This is a genomic window from Bacillus sp. FCW2 (genome assembly GCF_021228595.1).
GTDB classification, from domain to species: Bacteria; Bacillota; Bacilli; order Bacillales; family Bacillaceae; genus Bacillus; species Bacillus velezensis.
Genome location: NZ_CP089436.1, coordinates 1,013,411 through 1,031,909 on the forward strand (window position 1 = coordinate 1,013,411; position 18,499 = coordinate 1,031,909).

At 48.4% G+C, this 18,499-nt stretch carries 17 protein-coding genes, 1 other RNA gene and 1 other annotated feature; of the genes, 13 read left to right on the top strand and 5 right to left on the bottom strand.

What is annotated here, in order from left to right; genetic code table 11:
- Nucleotides 1–5 precede the first annotated feature (5 nt).
- The 3 genes from aspS (at nucleotide 6) to K3G25_RS05090 (ending at nucleotide 2,874) form a co-directional block, all read left to right on the top strand.
- Nucleotides 6–1,784 (top strand): aspartate--tRNA ligase, encoded by a 1,779-nt coding sequence (gene aspS, locus K3G25_RS05080; protein ID WP_007408199.1) that lies wholly within the window; start codon nucleotides 6–8, stop codon nucleotides 1,782–1,784.
- A gap of 62 nt (nucleotides 1,785–1,846) precedes the next feature.
- A non-coding RNA gene (gene ssrS, locus K3G25_RS05085) (6S RNA) lies at nucleotides 1,847–2,038 on the top strand.
- A gap of 71 nt (nucleotides 2,039–2,109) precedes the next feature.
- Nucleotides 2,110–2,874 carry a tRNA threonylcarbamoyladenosine dehydratase gene (locus K3G25_RS05090; protein ID WP_022552891.1) on the top strand — a complete coding sequence of 255 codons (765 nt, stop codon included), beginning with the start codon at nucleotides 2,110–2,112 and terminating at the stop codon, nucleotides 2,872–2,874.
- Between the two features lie 115 nt (nucleotides 2,875–2,989).
- Here the strand turns inward: K3G25_RS05090 and K3G25_RS05095 are convergent, their stop codons facing one another.
- Complete coding sequence (locus tag K3G25_RS05095; protein ID WP_154817581.1) at nucleotides 2,990–4,258, bottom strand: replication-associated recombination protein A; 1,269 nt, start codon at nucleotides 4,256–4,258, stop codon at nucleotides 2,990–2,992.
- Between the two features lie 194 nt (nucleotides 4,259–4,452).
- Between K3G25_RS05095 and cymR the strand changes: the two genes are divergently transcribed.
- The 8 genes from cymR (at nucleotide 4,453) to K3G25_RS05135 (ending at nucleotide 11,218) form a co-directional block, all read left to right on the top strand.
- Nucleotides 4,453–4,869 carry a cysteine metabolism transcriptional regulator CymR gene (gene cymR, locus K3G25_RS05100; protein WP_003152730.1) on the top strand — a complete coding sequence of 139 codons (417 nt, stop codon included), beginning with the start codon at nucleotides 4,453–4,455 and terminating at the stop codon, nucleotides 4,867–4,869.
- A gap of 18 nt (nucleotides 4,870–4,887) precedes the next feature.
- Complete coding sequence (locus tag K3G25_RS05105) at nucleotides 4,888–6,027, top strand: cysteine desulfurase family protein (protein WP_061862428.1); 1,140 nt, start codon at nucleotides 4,888–4,890, stop codon at nucleotides 6,025–6,027.
- A gap of 36 nt (nucleotides 6,028–6,063) precedes the next feature.
- Nucleotides 6,064–7,179 carry a tRNA 2-thiouridine(34) synthase MnmA gene (mnmA, locus tag K3G25_RS05110; protein ID WP_012118077.1) on the top strand — a complete coding sequence of 372 codons (1,116 nt, stop codon included), beginning with the start codon at nucleotides 6,064–6,066 and terminating at the stop codon, nucleotides 7,177–7,179.
- 87 nt (nucleotides 7,180–7,266) lie between these two features.
- Nucleotides 7,267–7,887 (top strand): tetratricopeptide repeat protein, encoded by a 621-nt coding sequence (locus K3G25_RS05115; protein ID WP_088461189.1) that lies wholly within the window; start codon nucleotides 7,267–7,269, stop codon nucleotides 7,885–7,887.
- Between the two features lie 18 nt (nucleotides 7,888–7,905).
- Entirely contained in the window at nucleotides 7,906–10,284 is a 2,379-nt protein-coding gene (locus K3G25_RS05120; RefSeq protein ID WP_014418522.1) for an SF1B family DNA helicase RecD2, read from the top strand.
- Between the two features lie 118 nt (nucleotides 10,285–10,402).
- Nucleotides 10,403–10,861, top strand: a complete 459-nt coding sequence (locus K3G25_RS05125) for a PRC-barrel domain-containing protein (protein ID WP_021494376.1) — start codon at nucleotides 10,403–10,405, stop codon at nucleotides 10,859–10,861.
- Nucleotides 10,862–10,873: 12 nt separating this feature from the next.
- Nucleotides 10,874–11,065: a hypothetical protein gene (locus K3G25_RS05130; RefSeq protein WP_003152738.1), complete on the top strand. Its 192-nt coding sequence runs from the start codon at nucleotides 10,874–10,876 to the stop codon at nucleotides 11,063–11,065.
- Between the two features lie 21 nt (nucleotides 11,066–11,086).
- The gene (locus K3G25_RS05135) at nucleotides 11,087–11,218 is read left to right on the top strand and encodes a YrzQ family protein (RefSeq protein ID WP_003152741.1); all 132 of its coding nucleotides are present in this window, start codon (nucleotides 11,087–11,089) and stop codon (nucleotides 11,216–11,218) included.
- A gap of 35 nt (nucleotides 11,219–11,253) precedes the next feature.
- Here the strand turns inward: K3G25_RS05135 and K3G25_RS05140 are convergent, their stop codons facing one another.
- Genes K3G25_RS05140 through K3G25_RS05155 form a run of 4 tightly spaced genes read right to left on the bottom strand, consistent with a single transcriptional unit; the run spans nucleotide 11,254 to nucleotide 14,212 of the window.
- Nucleotides 11,254–11,910, bottom strand: a complete 657-nt coding sequence (locus K3G25_RS05140) for an amino acid ABC transporter permease (RefSeq protein ID WP_021494375.1) — start codon at nucleotides 11,908–11,910, stop codon at nucleotides 11,254–11,256.
- An 18-nt stretch (nucleotides 11,911–11,928) separates the two neighbouring features.
- Entirely contained in the window at nucleotides 11,929–12,579 is a 651-nt protein-coding gene (locus tag K3G25_RS05145; RefSeq protein WP_007408207.1) for an amino acid ABC transporter permease, read from the bottom strand.
- A gap of 56 nt (nucleotides 12,580–12,635) precedes the next feature.
- Nucleotides 12,636–13,463: a transporter substrate-binding domain-containing protein gene (locus K3G25_RS05150; protein ID WP_021494374.1), complete on the bottom strand. Its 828-nt coding sequence runs from the start codon at nucleotides 13,461–13,463 to the stop codon at nucleotides 12,636–12,638.
- Nucleotides 13,464–13,483: 20 nt separating this feature from the next.
- On the bottom strand, nucleotides 13,484–14,212 hold the full coding sequence (locus tag K3G25_RS05155) for an amino acid ABC transporter ATP-binding protein (RefSeq protein ID WP_061862425.1): 729 nt from the start codon (nucleotides 14,210–14,212) through the stop codon (nucleotides 13,484–13,486).
- A 220-nt stretch (nucleotides 14,213–14,432) separates the two neighbouring features.
- Between K3G25_RS05155 and K3G25_RS05160 the strand changes: the two genes are divergently transcribed.
- Together K3G25_RS05160 and alaS are read left to right on the top strand one after the other, a co-directional pair.
- The gene (locus K3G25_RS05160; protein ID WP_021494373.1) at nucleotides 14,433–15,494 is read left to right on the top strand and encodes an AI-2E family transporter; all 1,062 of its coding nucleotides are present in this window, start codon (nucleotides 14,433–14,435) and stop codon (nucleotides 15,492–15,494) included.
- Nucleotides 15,495–15,537: 43 nt separating this feature from the next.
- Nucleotides 15,538–15,745 (top strand) — a binding site (T-box leader).
- A gap of 80 nt (nucleotides 15,746–15,825) precedes the next feature.
- A complete protein-coding gene (gene alaS / locus K3G25_RS05165; protein WP_232489614.1) occupies nucleotides 15,826–18,462 on the top strand; it encodes an alanine--tRNA ligase in 2,637 nt (878 codons plus the stop codon).
- The last annotated feature ends 37 nt before the right edge of the window (nucleotides 18,463–18,499 follow it).

Consider the following 18,499-nt stretch of genomic DNA (forward strand, 5'->3'; position numbering starts at 1 on the left):
ACGCTATGTTTGGAAGAACATATTATTGTGGCGAGATAACTGAAAAAGCGATTGGCGAAACCGTCAAACTGAAAGGGTGGGTGCAGAAACGGCGCGATCTCGGCGGCTTGATTTTCATTGATTTGCGCGACCGCTCGGGTATTGTGCAAGTCGTGTTCAACCCTGACGTATCGAAGGAAGCCCTTGCCGCAGCGGAAGCAATCAGAAACGAATATGTGCTTGATATCGAAGGCACGGTTTCTGCCCGTGAAGAAGGCACGGTGAATCCCAACCTGAAAACCGGTAAAATTGAAATCAAAGCTGAAGCGGTGACGGTGCTCAGCACGGCGAAAACGCCTCCGTTTCCGATCAGTGACCAGGCGGCTGACGTTTCTGAAGACGTCCGGTTAAAACACCGCTATTTGGATTTGCGCCGCCCGGCGATGTTTCAAACATTGCAAATGCGCCATCAAGTCACAAAATCCATCCGCCATTTCTTGGATGAAAACGGATTTCTTGATATTGAAACACCGATTTTAACAAAAAGCTCTCCCGAAGGCGCCCGTGATTACTTAGTGCCGAGCCGGGTGCATGAAGGAGAATTTTACGCCCTTCCGCAATCGCCGCAGATTTTTAAACAGCTTCTGATGGTGTCGGGCTTTGAACGGTATTATCAAGTGGCCCGCTGCTTCCGCGATGAAGACTTGCGTGCCGACCGCCAGCCGGAATTTACGCAGATTGATATCGAAATGTCCTTTATGAGTCAAGAGGACATCATGGCTCTGGCGGAAGAGATGATGGCGAAAGTCATGCTCGAAACAAAAGGTGTTGAAGTACCGCTTCCGCTTCCGAGAATGACATATGAAGAAGCGATGAACAGCTACGGTTCCGACAAGCCCGATACCCGCTTCGGCATGCTGCTGACGGACGTGTCAGACATAGTGAAAGATACTGAATTTAAGGTGTTCTCATCAGCCGTGGCAAACGGCGGCGTTGTAAAAGCGATCAATGTCAAAGGCGCTGCCGGCGACTATTCCAGAAAAGATATCGATGCGCTCGGCGTTTTTGCCGGAAATTACGGCGCGAAAGGTCTCGCTTGGGTGAAAGTTGAAGCTGACGGCGTAAAAGGCCCGATTGCGAAATTCTTTGATGAAGAGAAGCAGGCAAAACTGGCTGAAGCGCTTGATGCTTCTGAAGGCGATCTGCTCCTGTTCGGGGCTGATAAGTTTGAGGTTGTGGCTCAATCCCTCGGCGCGCTTCGCTTAAAGCTCGGCAAAGAACGCGGCCTGATTGACGAAAGCCTCTTCAACTTCCTGTGGGTTGTGGACTGGCCGTTACTGGAGCATGACGAGGAAGAAGGCCGTTTCTATGCGGCTCACCACCCGTTTACAATGCCTGTCCGTGAAGATCTTGACCTGATTGAAACGGCGCCTGAAGATATGAAAGCGCAGGCTTACGACCTTGTCTTAAACGGCTATGAACTCGGCGGAGGCTCAATCCGTATTTTTGAAAAAGACGTTCAGGAAAAAATGTTCGGGCTTCTCGGCTTTACAAAAGAAGAAGCGGAGGAGGAGTTCGGATACCTTCTTGAAGCCTTTGAATACGGCGCCCCCCCGCACGGCGGAATCGCGCTCGGCTTAGACCGTTTGGTTATGCTTCTTGCAGGCCGCACAAACTTAAGAGATACGATCGCTTTCCCGAAAACGGCAAGCGCAAGCTGCCTTCTTACGGAAGCGCCCGGCGAAGTGAGCGACGCCCAGCTTGAAGAACTTCACCTTTCTGTCAAAAGAAAAGTGAAACAGTAAAGATCAGCAGTTTGTTTCTTGAAAATCAAAATCTGCTGTGATATGATTTTGACAAGTTAAATAAAGTCCTGATGTGTTAGTTGTACACCTAGTTTTGACCGAACATTTTTTTGATTTGGGAGCCCGCATTTTTAAATGGCGTACATGCCTCTTTTCATTCGTTAAGAGGACTTACAAGATTTAAAAAAGGGCACCCACCTGCTGAGAGCGGGTTCAAAACGAAGGAAAGCTGCAACGGCACAATTGGGACTTTATTTTTTGTGCGCTAAAACCAGCGGCTTTTTGACAAGCCGAGTTTATAAAACCAGAATGTGGAGTGAGGTTCTTGTTACATCAGTTTTCCAGAAATGAGCTAGCGATTGGAAAAGAAGGGCTGGACACGTTAAAAAACAGCACGGTGGCCGTTCTCGGCGTCGGCGGAGTCGGTTCATTCGCAGCCGAAGCATTGGCGAGGTCCGGAGTGGGGCGGATCGTGCTTGTCGATAAAGATGATGTTGACATTACAAACGTAAACCGCCAGCTGCATGCGCTCTTGTCGACGGTGGGACAGCCGAAAACAGACTTGATGAAAGAGCGGATCGCGGATATTAATCCGGATTGTGACGTCGTCGCCTTAAAAATGTTTTATACAGAAGAGACATATGAGCAGTTCTTTGAGTATCCGCTTGATTACGTCATTGACGCGTCGGATACGATTCATTATAAAATTCATCTGATGAAAGAATGTCTGAAACGGAATGTTCCGCTGATTTCAAGCATGGGAGCAGCGAATAAAACAGACCCGACACGCTTTCAGATTGCTGATATTTCAAAAACCCATACCGATCCGATTGCCAAAGTCGTCCGCACAAGGCTTCGCAAAGAGGGCATTAAAAAAGGCGTACAGGTCATTTTTTCTGATGAAAGCCCGATCGTCATCCGTGAAGACGTCAGAAAAGAAGTCGGGAATGATGAAGCGAAAATCCGCAAAGCGCAAATGCCGCCGTCTTCCAACGCCTGGGTTCCGTCAGTGGCCGGTCTGATTATGGGCGGACATGTTGTCATGGAGCTCTTAAAGGACATCGACATTAAACGGGTTAAAGATAAATAAAAAGAAAAACAGCCTTCTTCAGGAAAGGCTGTTTTTTTATTTGAATCCGCGGTTCACGCGAAAGATCTTGGCCGGTATCAAAAAAGACAAGAACACATAGGGTGTCCTTGTCCGGTTATTTTTTCTGCTTCATCAGTTTTTCATACACTTGCTTTATGGCGGCTTCAAATTTCCCCGTTTGTTTCGGTTTATAGTATTGCTTGTTTTTTAACGGATCGGGCAAATATTGCTGTTCGACCCATCCGTTCTCGAAATCGTGAGGATATTGATAGCCGATCCCGCGTCCGAGCTCTTGGGCCCCTTTATAGTGGGCGTCTTTTAAATGTTTCGGCACATCGCCGATTTTACCCGCCCTGATGTCTTTGAGCGCCTCATCAACGGCTGAGATGGCGGAGTTTGATTTTGGCGAGAGGCATAATTCGATTACCGCATTGGCCAGCGGAATTCTCGCTTCCGGAAAGCCGATCCGTTCTGCGGTCTGAATCGCGCTCAGCACCCGGGGGCCTGCCTGCGGGCTTGCGAGGCCGATATCTTCATAGGCGATCACGAGAAGCCTTCTTGATAAGCTTTCAAGGTCTCCGGCTTCGATCAGACGGGCCAGATAATGAAGGGCGGCGTTTGCGTCCGAGCCTCGGATTGATTTTTGGAAGGCGGATAAGACGTCATAATGCGCATCGCCGTTTTTATCATGAGTATAGCTTTTTTTCTGCAGACATTCTTCCGCCGTTTCCCGTGTAATCCGGATCGTGCCATCGCTTGATTCCTTTGTAGAGAGCACGGCAAGCTCCAGTGCGTTCAAAGCGGAGCGGACGTCTCCTCCGCACCCTTGTGCGAAATGATCCATCGCGTCGTCGTCCACCGAAACGCTGTAGGAACCGAGTCCCCGGTGTTTATCTGTGAGCGCTCTTTTCAATGCCTGCTTGATCAGATCGGGTGTTAACGGTTCGAGCTCAAATATCTGGGTCCGGCTTCTGATGGCCGGGTTAATGGCATGATAAGGGTTGGCGGTCGTCGCGCCGATTAAAATAATCATTCCGTTTTCTAAATAGGGCAGCAGAAAATCCTGCTTTCCCTTATCAAGCCTGTGCACTTCGTCAAGGATTAAAATGACCTGGCCTGACATTTTCGCTTCCTGTACGACAATCTCCATGTCTTTTTTATTATGAATGACGGCATTCAATTTCCTGAATGCGATGCTTGTCGATCCTGCGATCGCTGTGGCGATGGACGTTTTTCCGATGCCCGGCGGTCCGTACAGGATCATGGATGATAAGTGCTTTGCACGCACCATTCTGCCGATGATTTTATCTTCTTTGACCAAATGTTCCTGGCCGATAATGTCTTCGATATTGGCAGGCCGCATCCGATACGCCAATGGTTTCATGAACATCTCTCCTTACATATACAGGGTAACGGAAAACGGACGATTAGAAAAGCGAATTGCGGCGGGCCCCGTGTTTCAATGAAAATTAGGATAAGTTATGTTATAATAACAGTTGGTCTATAAGATACTAAACAGATTATTCATATCCATTTACTTGTATAAATTAACAATTAGAATTGACTGGGGTGTTCATATTGAAAATATCGACAAAGGGAAGATACGGGCTCACCATTATGATTGAATTGGCGAAAAAGCACGGAGACGGTCCGACGTCGCTCAAAAGCATCGCCCAAACAAACAGCCTTTCTGAGCATTACTTGGAACAGCTTGTATCACCGCTCAGAAACGCGGGACTCGTAAAAAGCATCAGAGGCGCTTACGGGGGTTACGTGCTCGGGGGCCAGCCTGAAGAGATAACGGCCGGAGACATTATCAGAGTGCTGGAAGGGCCGATCAGCCCGGTAGAAGTGCTTGAGGATGAAGAGCCTGCCAAGCGGGAGTTATGGATCCGCATCCGCGACGCTGTAAAAGACGTGCTGGACAGCACGACGTTAGAAGACCTTGCGAGCTACACGGACGGCGAGCAGGAAGCTTATATGTTCTATATTTAAACCAGAGGTGTACAGACAATGGAACGGATTTATTTAGATCATGCCGCGACTTCCCCGATGGATGAGCGTGTGCTCGAAGAAATGAAGCCCCATTTCTTCGGCAGTTTCGGCAACCCGTCAAGCATTCATTCATTCGGGAGAGAATCCCGGAAATGGGTCGATGAAGCGAGAGCGGACATTGCGCGCGAAATCAGTGCGAAAGAACAGGAAATTATTTTCACAAGCGGCGGCACGGAGGCTGATAATTTAGCGATTTTCGGAACGGCTGCCGCCCGGAAGAATGAAGGAAAGCATATCATTACGACCGCTGTTGAGCATCATGCTGTATTGCACGCCTGCGAAAAGCTGGAAGAAGACGGCTTTGAGGTGACATACCTCATCCCCGGCCCTTCAGGACGGATCAGTGCAAATCAGGTGAAAGAAGCGCTCCGTGATGATACAATCCTTGTTACCGTCATGTATGGCAATAACGAAGTCGGAACCATTCAGCCGATTGACGAAATCGGAGAGCTGTTAAGCGGGCATCAGGCCTATTTTCACACAGATGCCGTCCAGGCATTCGGTTATATGCCGATTGACGTGAAAAAAAGCAGAATTGACATGCTGTCTGTTTCCGGTCACAAGCTTAACGGGCCTAAAGGGACAGGCTTTTTATATGTAAATCAAGAGGTGAAGCTGTCACCGATTCTTCTCGGGGGAGAGCAGGAACGAAAGCGCCGCGCGGGGACGGAAAATGTACCGGGCATCGCCGGCTTAAAAGAAGCGGTCGTCCTTTCAAACCGTGAGAGGGAAGAGAAAACAGCGAAGTATAAGGAGTTTAAGAACATCATCATGAGCACGCTGGAAAAATCCGGCGTTACAGCGGAGGTGAACGGAGATGCCGAGAAATGCCTGCCTCATATTTTAAACCTTTACTTTCCCGGTGTGCCGGTGGAAGCGCTGCTGGTCAATCTTGACATGGAAGGCATTGCCGTCTCCAGCGGATCTGCTTGTACGGCAGGATCCGTTCTTCCGTCCCATGTGCTTACGGCCATGTTCGGAAATGAGAGCGGCAGGCTGACTTCGTCAATCCGCCTCAGCTTCGGCCTCGGCAATACGGCGGAACAAATCGAAACAGCCGCCGAAAAGCTTGCCGCCGTCGTTAAACGGCTTGCTTAAAACGGCGGACTTACGTTTTTAATGGAGTGAATGCAAATGGAAAAACGGCCGGAGGATACAAGAGTCGTAGTCGGCATGTCCGGCGGCGTGGACTCTTCCGTGGCGGCCCTTCTGCTGAAGGAGCAGGGCTACGATGTAATCGGAATCTTTATGAAAAACTGGGATGATACGGACGAAAACGGTTTTTGCACGGCGACGGAAGATTATGAAGACGTCATCCGGGTCTGCAACCAGATCGGAATTCCGTATTATGCCGTCAACTTTGAGAAGCAATATTGGGAAAAGGTATTTCAATATTTCCTTGATGAATATAAAGCCGGAAGAACCCCCAATCCGGATGTCATGTGCAATAAAGAAATTAAGTTTAAGGCTTTCTTGGATCATGCTCTGTCACTCGGCGCGGATTATCTTGCGACGGGCCATTACGCCCGTGTAGACAGAAGCGCAGGTACAGTGCGCATGCTCCGCGGTCTGGATGAAAACAAGGACCAGACTTATTTTCTGAATCAGCTCAATCAGGAACAGCTCAGCAAAGTCATGTTCCCGATCGGTGATCTGCAAAAAAGCCGCGTGCGGGAAATCGCCAAAGAAGCGGAACTTGCGACAGCTGCGAAAAAAGACAGCACGGGAATCTGCTTTATCGGCGAACGCAACTTCAAAACGTTTCTCAGCCAATATCTCCCTGCTCAGCCGGGCGATATGATGACAATGGACGGAGAAGTAAAAGGGCGTCATGACGGTCTGATGTATTATACAATCGGACAGCGCCACGGTCTTGGAATCGGCGGAAGCGGCGAGCCGTGGTTCGCCGTCGGTAAAGATCTTGAAAAAAACATTCTGTATGTTGATCAAGGATTCCATAATCCGCTTCTGTATTCCGATAAGATCACGGCGACAAATGTCAGCTGGACGCGTCCCGGTCTGATGGACGGCGGCGAAATGACATGCACGGCGAAATTCCGCTACCGTCAGGAAGATCACAAAGTAACGGTGAAAATGACGGGTGATGATGAAGCGGAAGTCATTTTTGACGGGCAGGTACGCGCCGTTACGCCGGGACAAGCCGTCGTTTTTTATGACGGAGAAGAGTGCCTCGGCGGCGGAACGATAGATGACGTTTATAAAGACGGAACAAAACTGTGGTACGTATAACACATGTAAAAAACCTCAACTCGCATGTTGGGGTTTTTTAGCGAAAGGAAGTTAAAAATGGATTATAATAAAATCGGGATTGACGCCATGCAGGAGGGCGATTTTGAAAAAGCAGCAGAGGCTTTTACGAAAGCGATTGAGGAAAACGGCCAAGATCCGGTGCCGTATATCAACTTCGCAAATCTGCTTTCTTCTGTGAACGAACTCGAACGGGCGCTTGCATTCTATAACAGAGCGCTCGAATTGGACAATTCGGCGGCAGCCGCTTATTACGGTGCGGGAAACGTATACGTGATGAAAGAATCGTTTTCCGAAGCGAAGGATATGTTTGAAAAAGCGCTTCGCTCCGGAATGGAAAACGGAGATTTGTTTTATATGCTGGGGACCGTTCTCGTTAAATTAGAGCGGCCGAAGCTTGCACTGCCGTATTTGCAGCGTGCCGTTGAATTAAACGAAAATGACACGGAAGCACGCTTCCAGTTCGGAATGTGTCTCGCAAATGAAGAAATGCTGGATGAAGCTCTGGCGCAGTTTGAGACGGTGATCGAGCAGGACCCAAGCCACGCGGACGCATTTTATAATGCCGGGGTCGCTTACGCGTACAAAGAAAATCGTGAAAAGGCGCTTGAGATGCTCGAAGGCGCAATCGGCATACAGCCTGATCATATGCTTGCGCTTCATGCGAAACAGCTTATCACCCAGTCATAACAAAAGGAGGGAAGGCTCGTGGATCAGCTGAACATCGAAGAACAGCCGTATGTAAAAGGCGTCATTCATACGGTCATTTATCATAATGACACCAACCTGTATACAGTGCTGAAAGTCAAAGTTGCAGAAACGTCTGAGGCGATCGAAGACAAGGTCGTATCCGTAACGGGCTACTTCCCTCTGCTGCAAGAAGATGAGACCTACACATTTTACGGAAAAACCGCCACGCATCCTAAGTTCGGCCTGCAATTTCAGGCTGAACACTTTAAAAAAGAAATTCCGACCACAAAAGAAGGGATCATTCACTATTTATCAAGTGATCTGTTTGAAGGAATCGGAAAAAAAACGGCGGAAGAAATCGTCAAAAAGCTCGGAGACGGCGCGCTCAATAAAATTCTGACGGATGCGTCGGTGCTTTACGATGTGCCGAAAATGTCGAAAAAGAAAGCGGATAAGCTTGCCGGAGAGCTGCAGCGGCATCAGGGGCTTGAGCAGATTATGATCTCTCTGAACCAATACGGTTTCGGGCCCCAGCTATCAATGAAAATATATCAGGCCTACGAAACGGAAACCCTGGAGAAAATTCAGGAAAATCCTTATCAGCTTGTAAAAGACGTTGAAGGCATCGGCTTTGTGAAAGCTGACGAGCTGGGCGGAAAAATGGGTCTGTCAGGAAACCACCCGGAGCGGATCAAAGCGGCAATCTTATATACGATTGAATCGACCTGTCTTTCAGAAGGCCATACGTACATAGAGACAAAGCAGCTGATTATCAATACGCAAACGCTCCTGAATCAGTCAGCTGAAGGCGGCCGCGTCACGGAGATGGATGCGGCTGACGGCATCATCGCCCTCGGGGAGAGTAAGGATATCGTCATAGAAGGAGAGCGCTGCTATTTTCCGTCCTTGTTTTACGCCGAACAAAATGTCGCAAAACGCGTGCTCGACATTGCGGCTCAGACGGAGTATGCCGATCAATTTCCTGAATCGGAATTTCTGCTTGCACTCGGTGAACTGGAAGAACGGATGAATGTTCAATACGCACCAAGCCAAAAGGATGCCATTCAAAAAGCGCTGTCTTCACCGATGCTTTTATTGACCGGAGGACCCGGGACGGGGAAAACGACCGTTATTAAAGGAATCGTAGAATTATACAGTGAACTGCACGGAGTATCGCTTGACCCCGGTGATTATAAAAAAGACGAGACGTTCCCGGTGCTGCTTGCCGCACCGACGGGAAGAGCCGCAAAACGGATGAGCGAATCTACGGGGCTGCCGGCTGTTACGATTCACAGGCTGCTCGGCTGGAATGGCGCTGAAGGCTTTACCTACAATGAAGATCAGCCGATTGAAGGGAAACTGATCATTATAGACGAAGCGAGTATGCTCGATATCTGGCTCGCCAGCCATTTGTTTAAGGCGCTTCCTAAGCACATTCAGCTCATTGTCGTCGGTGATGAAGACCAGCTTCCTTCAGTAGGACCGGGGCAGGTGCTCAGAGACCTTTTGGCTTCTGAGGTGCTGCCGACCGTGCGTCTGACAGATATTTACCGTCAGGCTGAAGGATCATCCATTGTGGAACTTGCGCATGATATGAAAAAAGGACTGCTTCCAAAGGGGCTGACCGCGCCGACCAAGGACCGCTCATTTATCCGCTGTAATTCTTCACAGATGAAAGAAGTCGTGGATCAGGTCGTCTCGAACGCGTTAAAAAAGGGGTATACCTCCAGGGATATTCAAGTGCTCGCCCCGATGTACAGGGGAAAAGCGGGAATTAACGAGCTGAATATGCTTCTTCAAGACATCATGAATCCGCCGAAAGAAAAAAGGCGGGAGCTGAAATTCGGTGATGTCGTCTACAGGACGGGCGATAAAATATTACAGCTTGTCAACCAGCCGGAAAACAATGTGTTTAACGGCGATATCGGCGAAATCGTGTCCATTTTTTATGCCAAAGAAAATACGGAAAAAGAAGACATGGTCGTCGTCTCGTTTGACGGCAACGAAATCACCTTTACGAAAAAGGATTTCAGCCAGTTTACCCACGCTTACTGCTGTTCCATTCATAAGTCGCAGGGAAGCGAATTCCCGATTGTCGTCCTGCCTGTCGTCAAAGGCTACTATCGAATGCTCAGGAGAAATCTGCTTTATACCGCCATAACAAGAGCGAAAAAATTTCTGATTCTTTGCGGAGAAGAAGAAGCGCTTGAATGGGGCGTCAAAAACAATGATGCCACCGTCAGACAGACGTCGCTTAAAAACAGGCTCACAGAGCAGACTGAAGAGATGGATGCAGAACTGGCCGCCCTGCAAAAAGAGCTGCCGTTCAGTGTATATGATGCGAACATCGGAATGGAAGGCATCACGCCGTTTGACTTTATGGAAGAAAAAGCGTAAATAAAACCCGGAGCATAAACATGCGCCGGGTTTTCGCCTGTGGAAGTCATTTCAAAGTATGCTGCCCGGCTTCTTGGCAAAACCTATACGTGTTCAACAAAAGGTGGTTGATCACACTTTGAGAACATGCCATGCAGCTGAAGGACAAACAGTATATGACGAAAACACCGGGCGCAGTCTCGGGATGATATCGGATGTATGTTTCTCTCTGGACGGCCGGCTTCTCGGTTTCGTGCTGGAGCAGAAACGCCTGTTTCACAACCGCCATCTTTTTTTAGAGGCAAGTGATATAAAAGAGATGGAACAAGAAGCCGTAGCTGCCGGTCATGCTCATTTGCAGCCTTTGCCGAAGAGCTGTTTCACCTTTGAACAGATTAAAATGCAGCCGGTGAAATCGCCCGATGGTGAAATGTTCGGTTTGCTGGAAGATGTATACTTTTGTTTGGACAGGGGCATAATCGTAGCATATGAACTCTCGGACGGCTTCTTTTCAGATCTGGCTGGCAGACGCCAAGTGCGCCGCGCCGCCGATACGCTTATTGAAGCGGGGAAAGAAGGCATCGTCCTGAACGGATAAGAGGTGTAGTCTGTGCTTGTATGTCCGAACTGCAAAAGTAAAGATATCGGCAAAATCGGCGTAAACCAATACTATTGCTGGGGCTGCTTCATTGAGCTGACGGTGGCCAAAGGCAAAATTGCGACACATCAAGTAGAGGAAGACGGCACGTTAAGCAGTCTTGATGATTTGTTTTCTGAAGACGAACGCAGTATCAATTTTTAAAGTTGAAAGGAGATACGCGCGATGGGCAGAACAATGACCTCTCTGTTGGCTTTAGGAGCTGGAGCCGTTATGTATCGTATGGCTTCTCAGTCCGATATGCTGAATAAAAAAGGTATGAAACGGATGAGAAGACGAGTCATGAAAATGTTTTAAGCAGAAAAAAGGATACTTCTCCGGAAGTATCCTTTTTACGTTTGTCTCTCTTCCAGCCGTCTGGCTGCAAGAGACAGGCTGTAATTGACCGCGAAATACATCAGGGCCGCCAGCAGAAAGATCGGGAAAAAATACCCTCCGTCAGCGCTTTGTCCGTTTAAAATCTGCGCGTTATGAATCAGTTCGGGCAGAGCGATGACGACCGCAAGTGACGTATCCTTTAATAAAGAAATAAACTGGCTCACAATCGGAGGAACCATACGCCTGAGCGCCTGCGGCATGACGACGAGAAAAAGAGTCTGCGTGTATGTCAGTCCTGAAGAACGCGCCGCTTCAATCTGTCCTTTGTCAACGGATTGCAAACCGCTTCTGATGATTTCTGACAGCATGGCCGATTCAAAAATCGTCAGCGCCGTGATGGCGGCCGCGGTAATTTCCAGTTTGATCCCGATTTCCGGAAGGGCAAAAAACGTAAAGAAAATGATTAATAACAGCGGCAGGTTGCGGATGGTTTCCACAATGGCCGCTATAATGCCCGAGACGATAGGAATTTTCGCATAGCGCAAAGTGCCGGCGGCAAGCCCGAAAATAAAACTCAGGACAATGGAGATCAGCGCAACATAAAGTGTGACCAAAAAGCCGTCCCATAAAAACAGCAGATGGTCAGGTGTATAGGCGCCGCTAAAATCCATGTTTTTCACTCTCCTTCTCTAATAACTCTTTCCGAGACGTCTTTCCAAATAGTGAACCCCGATGCTGAGCGGGATCGTTACTATCAAATAAAAAAGCGCGACGAAAATATAGACATCAAACACGACAAGAGTACTTGAGGAAACGAGATCCGCCTGATACATCAAATCGAGTCCCGCCACCACTCCGAGTATTGACGAGTTTTTGACAAGGTTGAGAAATTGGTTTCCGAGCGGGGGAATCACGATTTTTACGGCCTGAGGAAGAATGACGTATCTCATCGCCTGACTGTAGGTGAAGCCTGACGATCTGGCCGCTTCCATCTGCCCTTTGGAGACAGTCTGAATTCCGGCTCTGATGGCTTCTGCGATAAAGGCCGACGTGTATATCGTCAGCGCAATCGTTCCCGCCTGAAAGCCGTCCAGTCTCAGCCCGGCGTTCGGAAGTCCGAAATAAAAAACGAATGTGATGAGGAGAAGCGGGATGTTGCGGATAAATTCCACATACGCAGTGCCGATCCATTGAAGGGGTTTGAAAGCCGTGATTCTCATGACTGCGATCAGAACGCCCAGCGCAAAGCTGCCTGCCAGCGCGATGAAGCTCGCAAGCAATGTGTGCAGGAAACCGTCCATATACATATCGAAGTTTTCCGTTAAGATTGAAAAGTTCATCTATGTCACTCCTTATAAAACGGGGATGAGCATGCCTGCTCATCCCGCGGTCCTTTCTATTTTGCCGGTTCTTCTTTAATCCATTTTTTATAGATTTTTTCGTACCTGCCGTCGGCTTTCATTTTTTTCAAAGAGGCGTTGATTTCCTTGATAAGTCCGGATTGGCCTTTTTTGACGGCGATTCCGTAAGGTTCATCGGTGAAGGTTTCGCCTGTCAGCTGATATTGTTTATTTTCATCCGCCATGCCGTATAAAATCGCATTATCGGTTGTGAGCGCATCTCCCTGTCCCGCTTTTAGCGCAGTGAATGCTTCGGCGTAATTTTCAAATTCCAGCACTGAGGCGTCAGGCGCTTTTTCTCTGATGTTTTGTGAGGAAGTAGAGCCTTTTACCGCCAATACTTTTGAGCCTTTTCCCAGGTCTTCGGTGCTTTTGATGCTGCTTCCTTTTTTGACGAGCAGGGATTGCCCGGCTTCAAAATAAACATCTGAGAAATCAACTTCTTTTTTCCGCTCATCCGTTATCGTCATCGTGGCGGTGATGGCGTCGATATCGCCGTTTTGCAGCATCGGAATTCTCGTTTTTGACGTCACTTCTTTAAATTCCGCTTTCTTCTCATCCCCCAGAATATCTTTTGCGAGCTGTTTTGAGATATCGATATCGAAGCCTTCAATATCTCCGGAGCTTGGGTTTTTCAGTCCGAATAACCTCGTGTCGGTTTTGACGCCGAAGATGATTTTGTCTCTGTCTTTAATAGAGGCTAACGTGTCTTTTCCCGTTCCCTTTGAATCCCCGGACGTATCTTTCCCTCCGCAGGCTGCCAGCATAAAGACGGCCAGCAGTGATATCAATCCGAATGACAACCATTTTGTTACGCGTGACATAAGCGCTCCTCCGTTTCTTTTCAGTGATTTAAAATACGGCTTAAGAATAAACGCGCCCTCTCTTCACGGGGGCTTTCGTAAAATTCAGCCGGTGCAGCTTCTTCTAAGATGGCTCCGCCGTCGATAAACACGATGCGGTCCGCCACTTCTTTTGCGAATCCCATTTCATGTGTGACGACTGCCATGGTCATGCCTTCTTTTGCGAGTGTTTTCATGACATCCAGCACTTCCCCGATCATTTCCGGATCAAGCGCGGATGTGGGTTCATCAAACAGCATAATTTCGGGCTTCATCGCAAGCCCCCTGGCGATGGCGACACGCTGCTGCTGGCCGCCGGAAAGCTGTGAAGGATAAGCGTCCGCTTTTTCCGGTATACCGACTTTTTTCAAATAGTATAAGGCCGTTTCTTTTGCTTCTTCTTTTGATTGCTTAAGCACTTTGATCGGTGCGAGCATAATGTTTTGCAGAACGGTTTTGTGCGGGTACAGATGAAAATGCTGGAACACCATGCCGATATTGCGGCGGACTTTATTTATATCCGTTTTCTTGTCTTGGATGGAGACGCCGTTTACCGTTAAGGCGCCTCCATCAACTGTTTCCAGCTGATTAATGCAGCGGAGAAGCGTGCTTTTTCCCGATCCTGAAGGTCCGATGATAACGACGACTTCCCCTTTTTTAATGTGCAGATTAATGTTTTTCAGCACGTGGAAATGTCCGTAGTGCTTATTTACATCCTGAAATGAAATCATGGCCATCCTCCTTAAAAAAACATGAGTCATATTGACTGGACAGTTTTTGAAATCCTTTAACACATTACGATGGTTATACAGATTTTTATGAATATTATTTAGATTATTTCGTAATTTCTGATAATTATTTCCGTCAAGAGGTCTGCGTCATAAGGCGGAGTTTATGAAACGGGAATAATTCCGGCTTTCTGTCAAAAGATAAAGCAAGAGGTGAAACGTCATGCTTCAAAAACCGCTGCAGCTCTTAATGTGGACGGCTGTATGTCTGCTCGTTTTGTTAACAGTGTATGTCTTTTGCATGCTCGATATGTTATGGTCTCCCATTTGGCTTGTTATAAAATCTCTCTTTATTCCTATATTCATCGCAGTATTTATTGCTTATCTTTTACTTCCGATTACTGAATGGCTTCATAGAAAAGGGATGCCTAGAACTTTAAGCCTGCTTCTGATTTATTGCCTGTTTTTCGGCGGAATCGGCTGGGGGGTTTATAAAGGGGTTCCTGTTTTAATTGAACAGCTGCAGGATCTGTCTGAGAGCATTCCCGGTCTTGCCAAAAACTACAACAGCATGCTGACGCATCTGCATAATCACACGGATCATTGGCCTGACGGCATGCACCATCGGATGGACAAAATGATTCAGCAGACAGAAACGTTTCTTGCCGGCACGATTGAAAGCACGATCAGAAGCATCCGTTTCGTGCTTGATTATATCCTGATCGCGGCGACGATTCCTTTTCTCGTGTTCTATATGGTGAAGGATATAGACGTCATGAAAAAGACAGTCTGGTATTTGACGCCGAAGTCCTGGAGAAAAAGGGGGAGTGAATTTCTGCGGGATGTGGACGACTCTCTCGGTGATTACATCCGCGGTCAGCTTCTCGTTTGTTTTTTGCTCGGGTTAATAGCCGGCGTTTCATTTTGGCTGTTCGGGCTTCCTTACCCGCTGATTTTGGGCCTTGCCATCGGGATTACGAATGTCATCCCGTATTTCGGTCCGTTTATCGGCGCTGTACCGGCGCTGCTCCTTTCGCTGGCGATTTCTGCTAAAGCTGTGATCATCGTAATCGTCACGATTTTTATTCTGCAATTTATAGAAGGAAACATTTTGAGCCCGCTTATTGTCGGGCGCAGTCTCAGAATGCACCCCGTCGTGATCATGCTGGCGCTCCTTGCCGGAGGAGAGCTCGCGGGCATCCCCGGCATGATTCTCGCTGTTCCGGCGGCAGCCGTTTTAAAAGTGACGGCCATTCACTTTTTGCGGATCAGGACGGAACATTGACATTCGGGTTCTGCTTGTCTATAATTTCGAGTAGAATACATACGAATCTCGAGTGACGGATATGAGTACGCCGAAGCCCTGTTTAAGAGAGAAGCTCCGATACGCTGAAAGGAGCTTCAGCAGAAGATCGGCCGAAGCTAATCCTGAGTGCAGTTAAAGGCTGCCGCAGTCCTGCGTTACGGGATGAAAGGTGACAGGCCTTTTTCGGCCTGTAATCAGGGTGGTACCGCGAGACAGCTCTCGTCCCTGTGTGAACGCATGGTTTGCATAGGGAGAGAGCTTTTTTGCTGTCGCAAAAGAGAATTTCGGGTAGTGATAAGGAGGAATATAGATGAAACACTTAACTTCTGCTGAAGTGCGTCAAATGTTTTTAGATTTCTTTAAAGAAAAAGGCCATGCCGTTGAACCGAGCGCCTCATTGGTTCCGCATGAAGATCCGTCTTTATTATGGATCAACAGCGGCGTTGCGACGCTGAAAAAATACTTTGACGGCCGCGTTGTGCCGGAGAATCCGAGAATTGTAAACGCGCAAAAATCAATCCGCACAAATGATATTGAAAATGTGGGGAAAACGGCGCGCCACCACACGTTCTTTGAGATGCTCGGAAACTTTTCCATCGGTGATTATTTTAAAGAAGAAGCCATCACGTGGGCATGGGAGTTTTTAACGAGCGAAAAGTGGATCGGCTTTGATCCGGAGCTGCTGTCTGTAACGGTTCACCCTGAGGATGAAGAAGCTTATACGCTATGGGCGGAAAAAATCGGCGTTCCGGAAGAAAGAATCATCCGTCTGGAAGGGAACTTCTGGGATATCGGCGAAGGCCCGAGCGGACCGAATACGGAAATTTTCTATGACCGCGGCGAGAAATACGGCAATGACCCGTCAGATTCTGAATTGTATCCGGGCGGCGAAAATGACCGCTATCTTGAAGTGTGGAACCTGGTATTCTCAGAGTTCAACCACAACCCGGACGGCACGTACACACCGCTTCCGAAGAAAAACATTGATACGGGCATGGGGCTTGAACGGATGGTCTCCGTGATTCAGGACGTCCCGACAAACTTTGACACTGATTTGTTTATGCCGATTATTGAAGCGACAGAGCGCATTTCCGGAGATGTTTACGGAAAGGACGCAGCGAAGGATACGGCTTTTAAAGTGATTGCCGATCATATCAGAACGGTCGCATTTGCGGTAAGCGACGGAGCTCTGCCGTCAAATGAAGGGCGCGGGTATGTACTGAGACGCCTCTTGCGCCGGGCTGTGCGATACGCGAAAACCATCGGTATCAGCCGTCCGTTTATGTACGAGCTGGTACCGACTGTTGCAGGAATTATGGACGCTTTCTATCCGGAGGTGAAAGAAAAGCAAGAGTTTATCGCCAAAGTCATCAAAACGGAGGAAGAGCGCTTCCATGAAACATTAAACGAAGGTCTGGCCATTTTATCCGACGTGATAAAGAAAGAGAAGGAAAAAGGCAGCGGCATCATCTCCGGAAAAGACGTATTCAAACTGTACGATACGTACGGATTCCCGGTTGAATTAACGGAGGAATACGCGGAAGATGAGCAAATGAAAGTTGACCATAGAGGCTTTGAAGCCGAAATGGAAAAACAGCGTGAACGGGCGAGAAATGCGCGCCAAGATGTAGGAAGCATGCAGGTTCAGGGCGGCGCATTGCGCGACATTACCGCAGAAAGCACATTTGTCGGCTACAGTGCCGTAAAAGCTGAAGCGAAGGTGATCGAGCTTCTTCACGACGGGCAATTAATCAGCGAGGCGCATGAAGGGGATACCGTCCAAATCCTTCTTGACAAAACGCCTTTCTATGCTGAAAGCGGCGGACAGATCGGTGACAGAGGAGTGCTGAGAAGCGAGCAGGCTGTCGTAACCATTAAAGACGTGAAAAAAGCTCCGAACGGTCAGCATGTACACGAAGGCACGGTGGATAGCGGCACGATTCAAAAAGGCGCAAGCGTGACGGCTGAAGTGGAAGATCAAATGAGAAGCGGCGTGGTGAAAAACCATACGGCTACCCACCTTCTGCACCAGGCGCTGAAAGACGTTCTCGGCACACATGTCAACCAAGCGGGGTCACTCGTTACCGAAAACCGTCTGCGTTTTGACTTCTCTCATTTCGGTCAAGTGACGAAAGAAGAACTTGAACGCATTGAAGGAATCGTCAACGAAAAAATCTGGGCGAGCATTCCGGTAGCGATTGATTTGAAACCGATCAATGAAGCAAAAGAAATGGGCGCGATGGCCCTGTTCGGCGAGAAATACGGCGATATCGTCCGCGTCGTACAAGTCGGAGATTACAGCCTTGAGCTTTGCGGCGGATGCCATGTCACGAATACGGCTGAAATCGGCCTGTTTAAAATCGTATCCGAATCAGGGATCGGCGCAGGTACGCGAAGAATCGAAGCCGTAACAGGAAAAGGCGCTTATCAGGAAATGAACAGCCAGCTCAGCCTTCTGCAGCACGCTGCGGACGAGCTGAAATCAAACGTAAAAGACGTACCGAAGCGAATTCAGTCTCTTCAAGCGGAGCTGAAGGAAGCGCAAAGAGAAAATGAATCATTGCTCAGCAAACTCGGCAATGTGGAAGCCGGAGCCATTCTGTCTAAAGTAAAAGACATCGGCGGCGTAAAAGTGCTGGCTGAAAAAGTAAATGCGAAAGACATGAACCACCTTCGCACTATGGTGGATGATCTGAAAGCGAAGCTCGGTTCTGCGGTCATCATTCTCGGCGCCGTGCAAAATGAGAAAGTCAACCTTTCAGCAGGCGTGACGAAAGACCTGATCGAAAAAGGCCTTCACGCCGGCAAAATGGTCAAACAAGCGGCTGAAGTCTGCGGAGGCGGAGGCGGAGGCCGTCCGGACATGGCGCAGGCCGGCGGAAAGCAGCCTGAAAAATTGGAAGAGGCGCTCGCATCTGCGGAAGATTGGATAAAATCCGTTTTATAATCCTTTCAACTAGTGTAGAATGATGATAAGATGAGGA

Bases quoted from the DNA above. Each gene is read 5' to 3' on its own strand.
- K3G25_RS05150 (WP_021494374.1), bottom strand. From the start codon at position 13,463: ATGTCACGCGTAACAAAATGGTTGTCATTCGGATTGATATCACTGCTG.
- alaS (WP_232489614.1), top strand. From the start codon at position 15,826: ATGAAACACTTAACTTCTGCTGAAGTGCGTCAAATGTTTTTAGATTTC.
- K3G25_RS05135 (WP_003152741.1), top strand. From the start codon at position 11,087: ATGGGCAGAACAATGACCTCTCTGTTGGCTTTAGGAGCTGGAGCCGTT.
- K3G25_RS05160 (WP_021494373.1), top strand. From the start codon at position 14,433: ATGCTTCAAAAACCGCTGCAGCTCTTAATGTGGACGGCTGTATGTCTG.
- K3G25_RS05095 (WP_154817581.1), bottom strand. From the start codon at position 4,258: ATGAAACCATTGGCGTATCGGATGCGGCCTGCCAATATCGAAGACATT.
- K3G25_RS05140 (WP_021494375.1), bottom strand. From the start codon at position 11,910: ATGGATTTTAGCGGCGCCTATACACCTGACCATCTGCTGTTTTTATGG.
- aspS (WP_007408199.1), top strand. From the start codon at position 6: ATGTTTGGAAGAACATATTATTGTGGCGAGATAACTGAAAAAGCGATT.
- K3G25_RS05105 (WP_061862428.1), top strand. From the start codon at position 4,888: ATGGAACGGATTTATTTAGATCATGCCGCGACTTCCCCGATGGATGAG.
- K3G25_RS05155 (WP_061862425.1), bottom strand. From the start codon at position 14,212: ATGATTTCATTTCAGGATGTAAATAAGCACTACGGACATTTCCACGTG.
- K3G25_RS05115 (WP_088461189.1), top strand. From the start codon at position 7,267: ATGCAGGAGGGCGATTTTGAAAAAGCAGCAGAGGCTTTTACGAAAGCG.
- K3G25_RS05145 (WP_007408207.1), bottom strand. From the start codon at position 12,579: ATGAACTTTTCAATCTTAACGGAAAACTTCGATATGTATATGGACGGT.
- mnmA (WP_012118077.1), top strand. From the start codon at position 6,064: ATGGAAAAACGGCCGGAGGATACAAGAGTCGTAGTCGGCATGTCCGGC.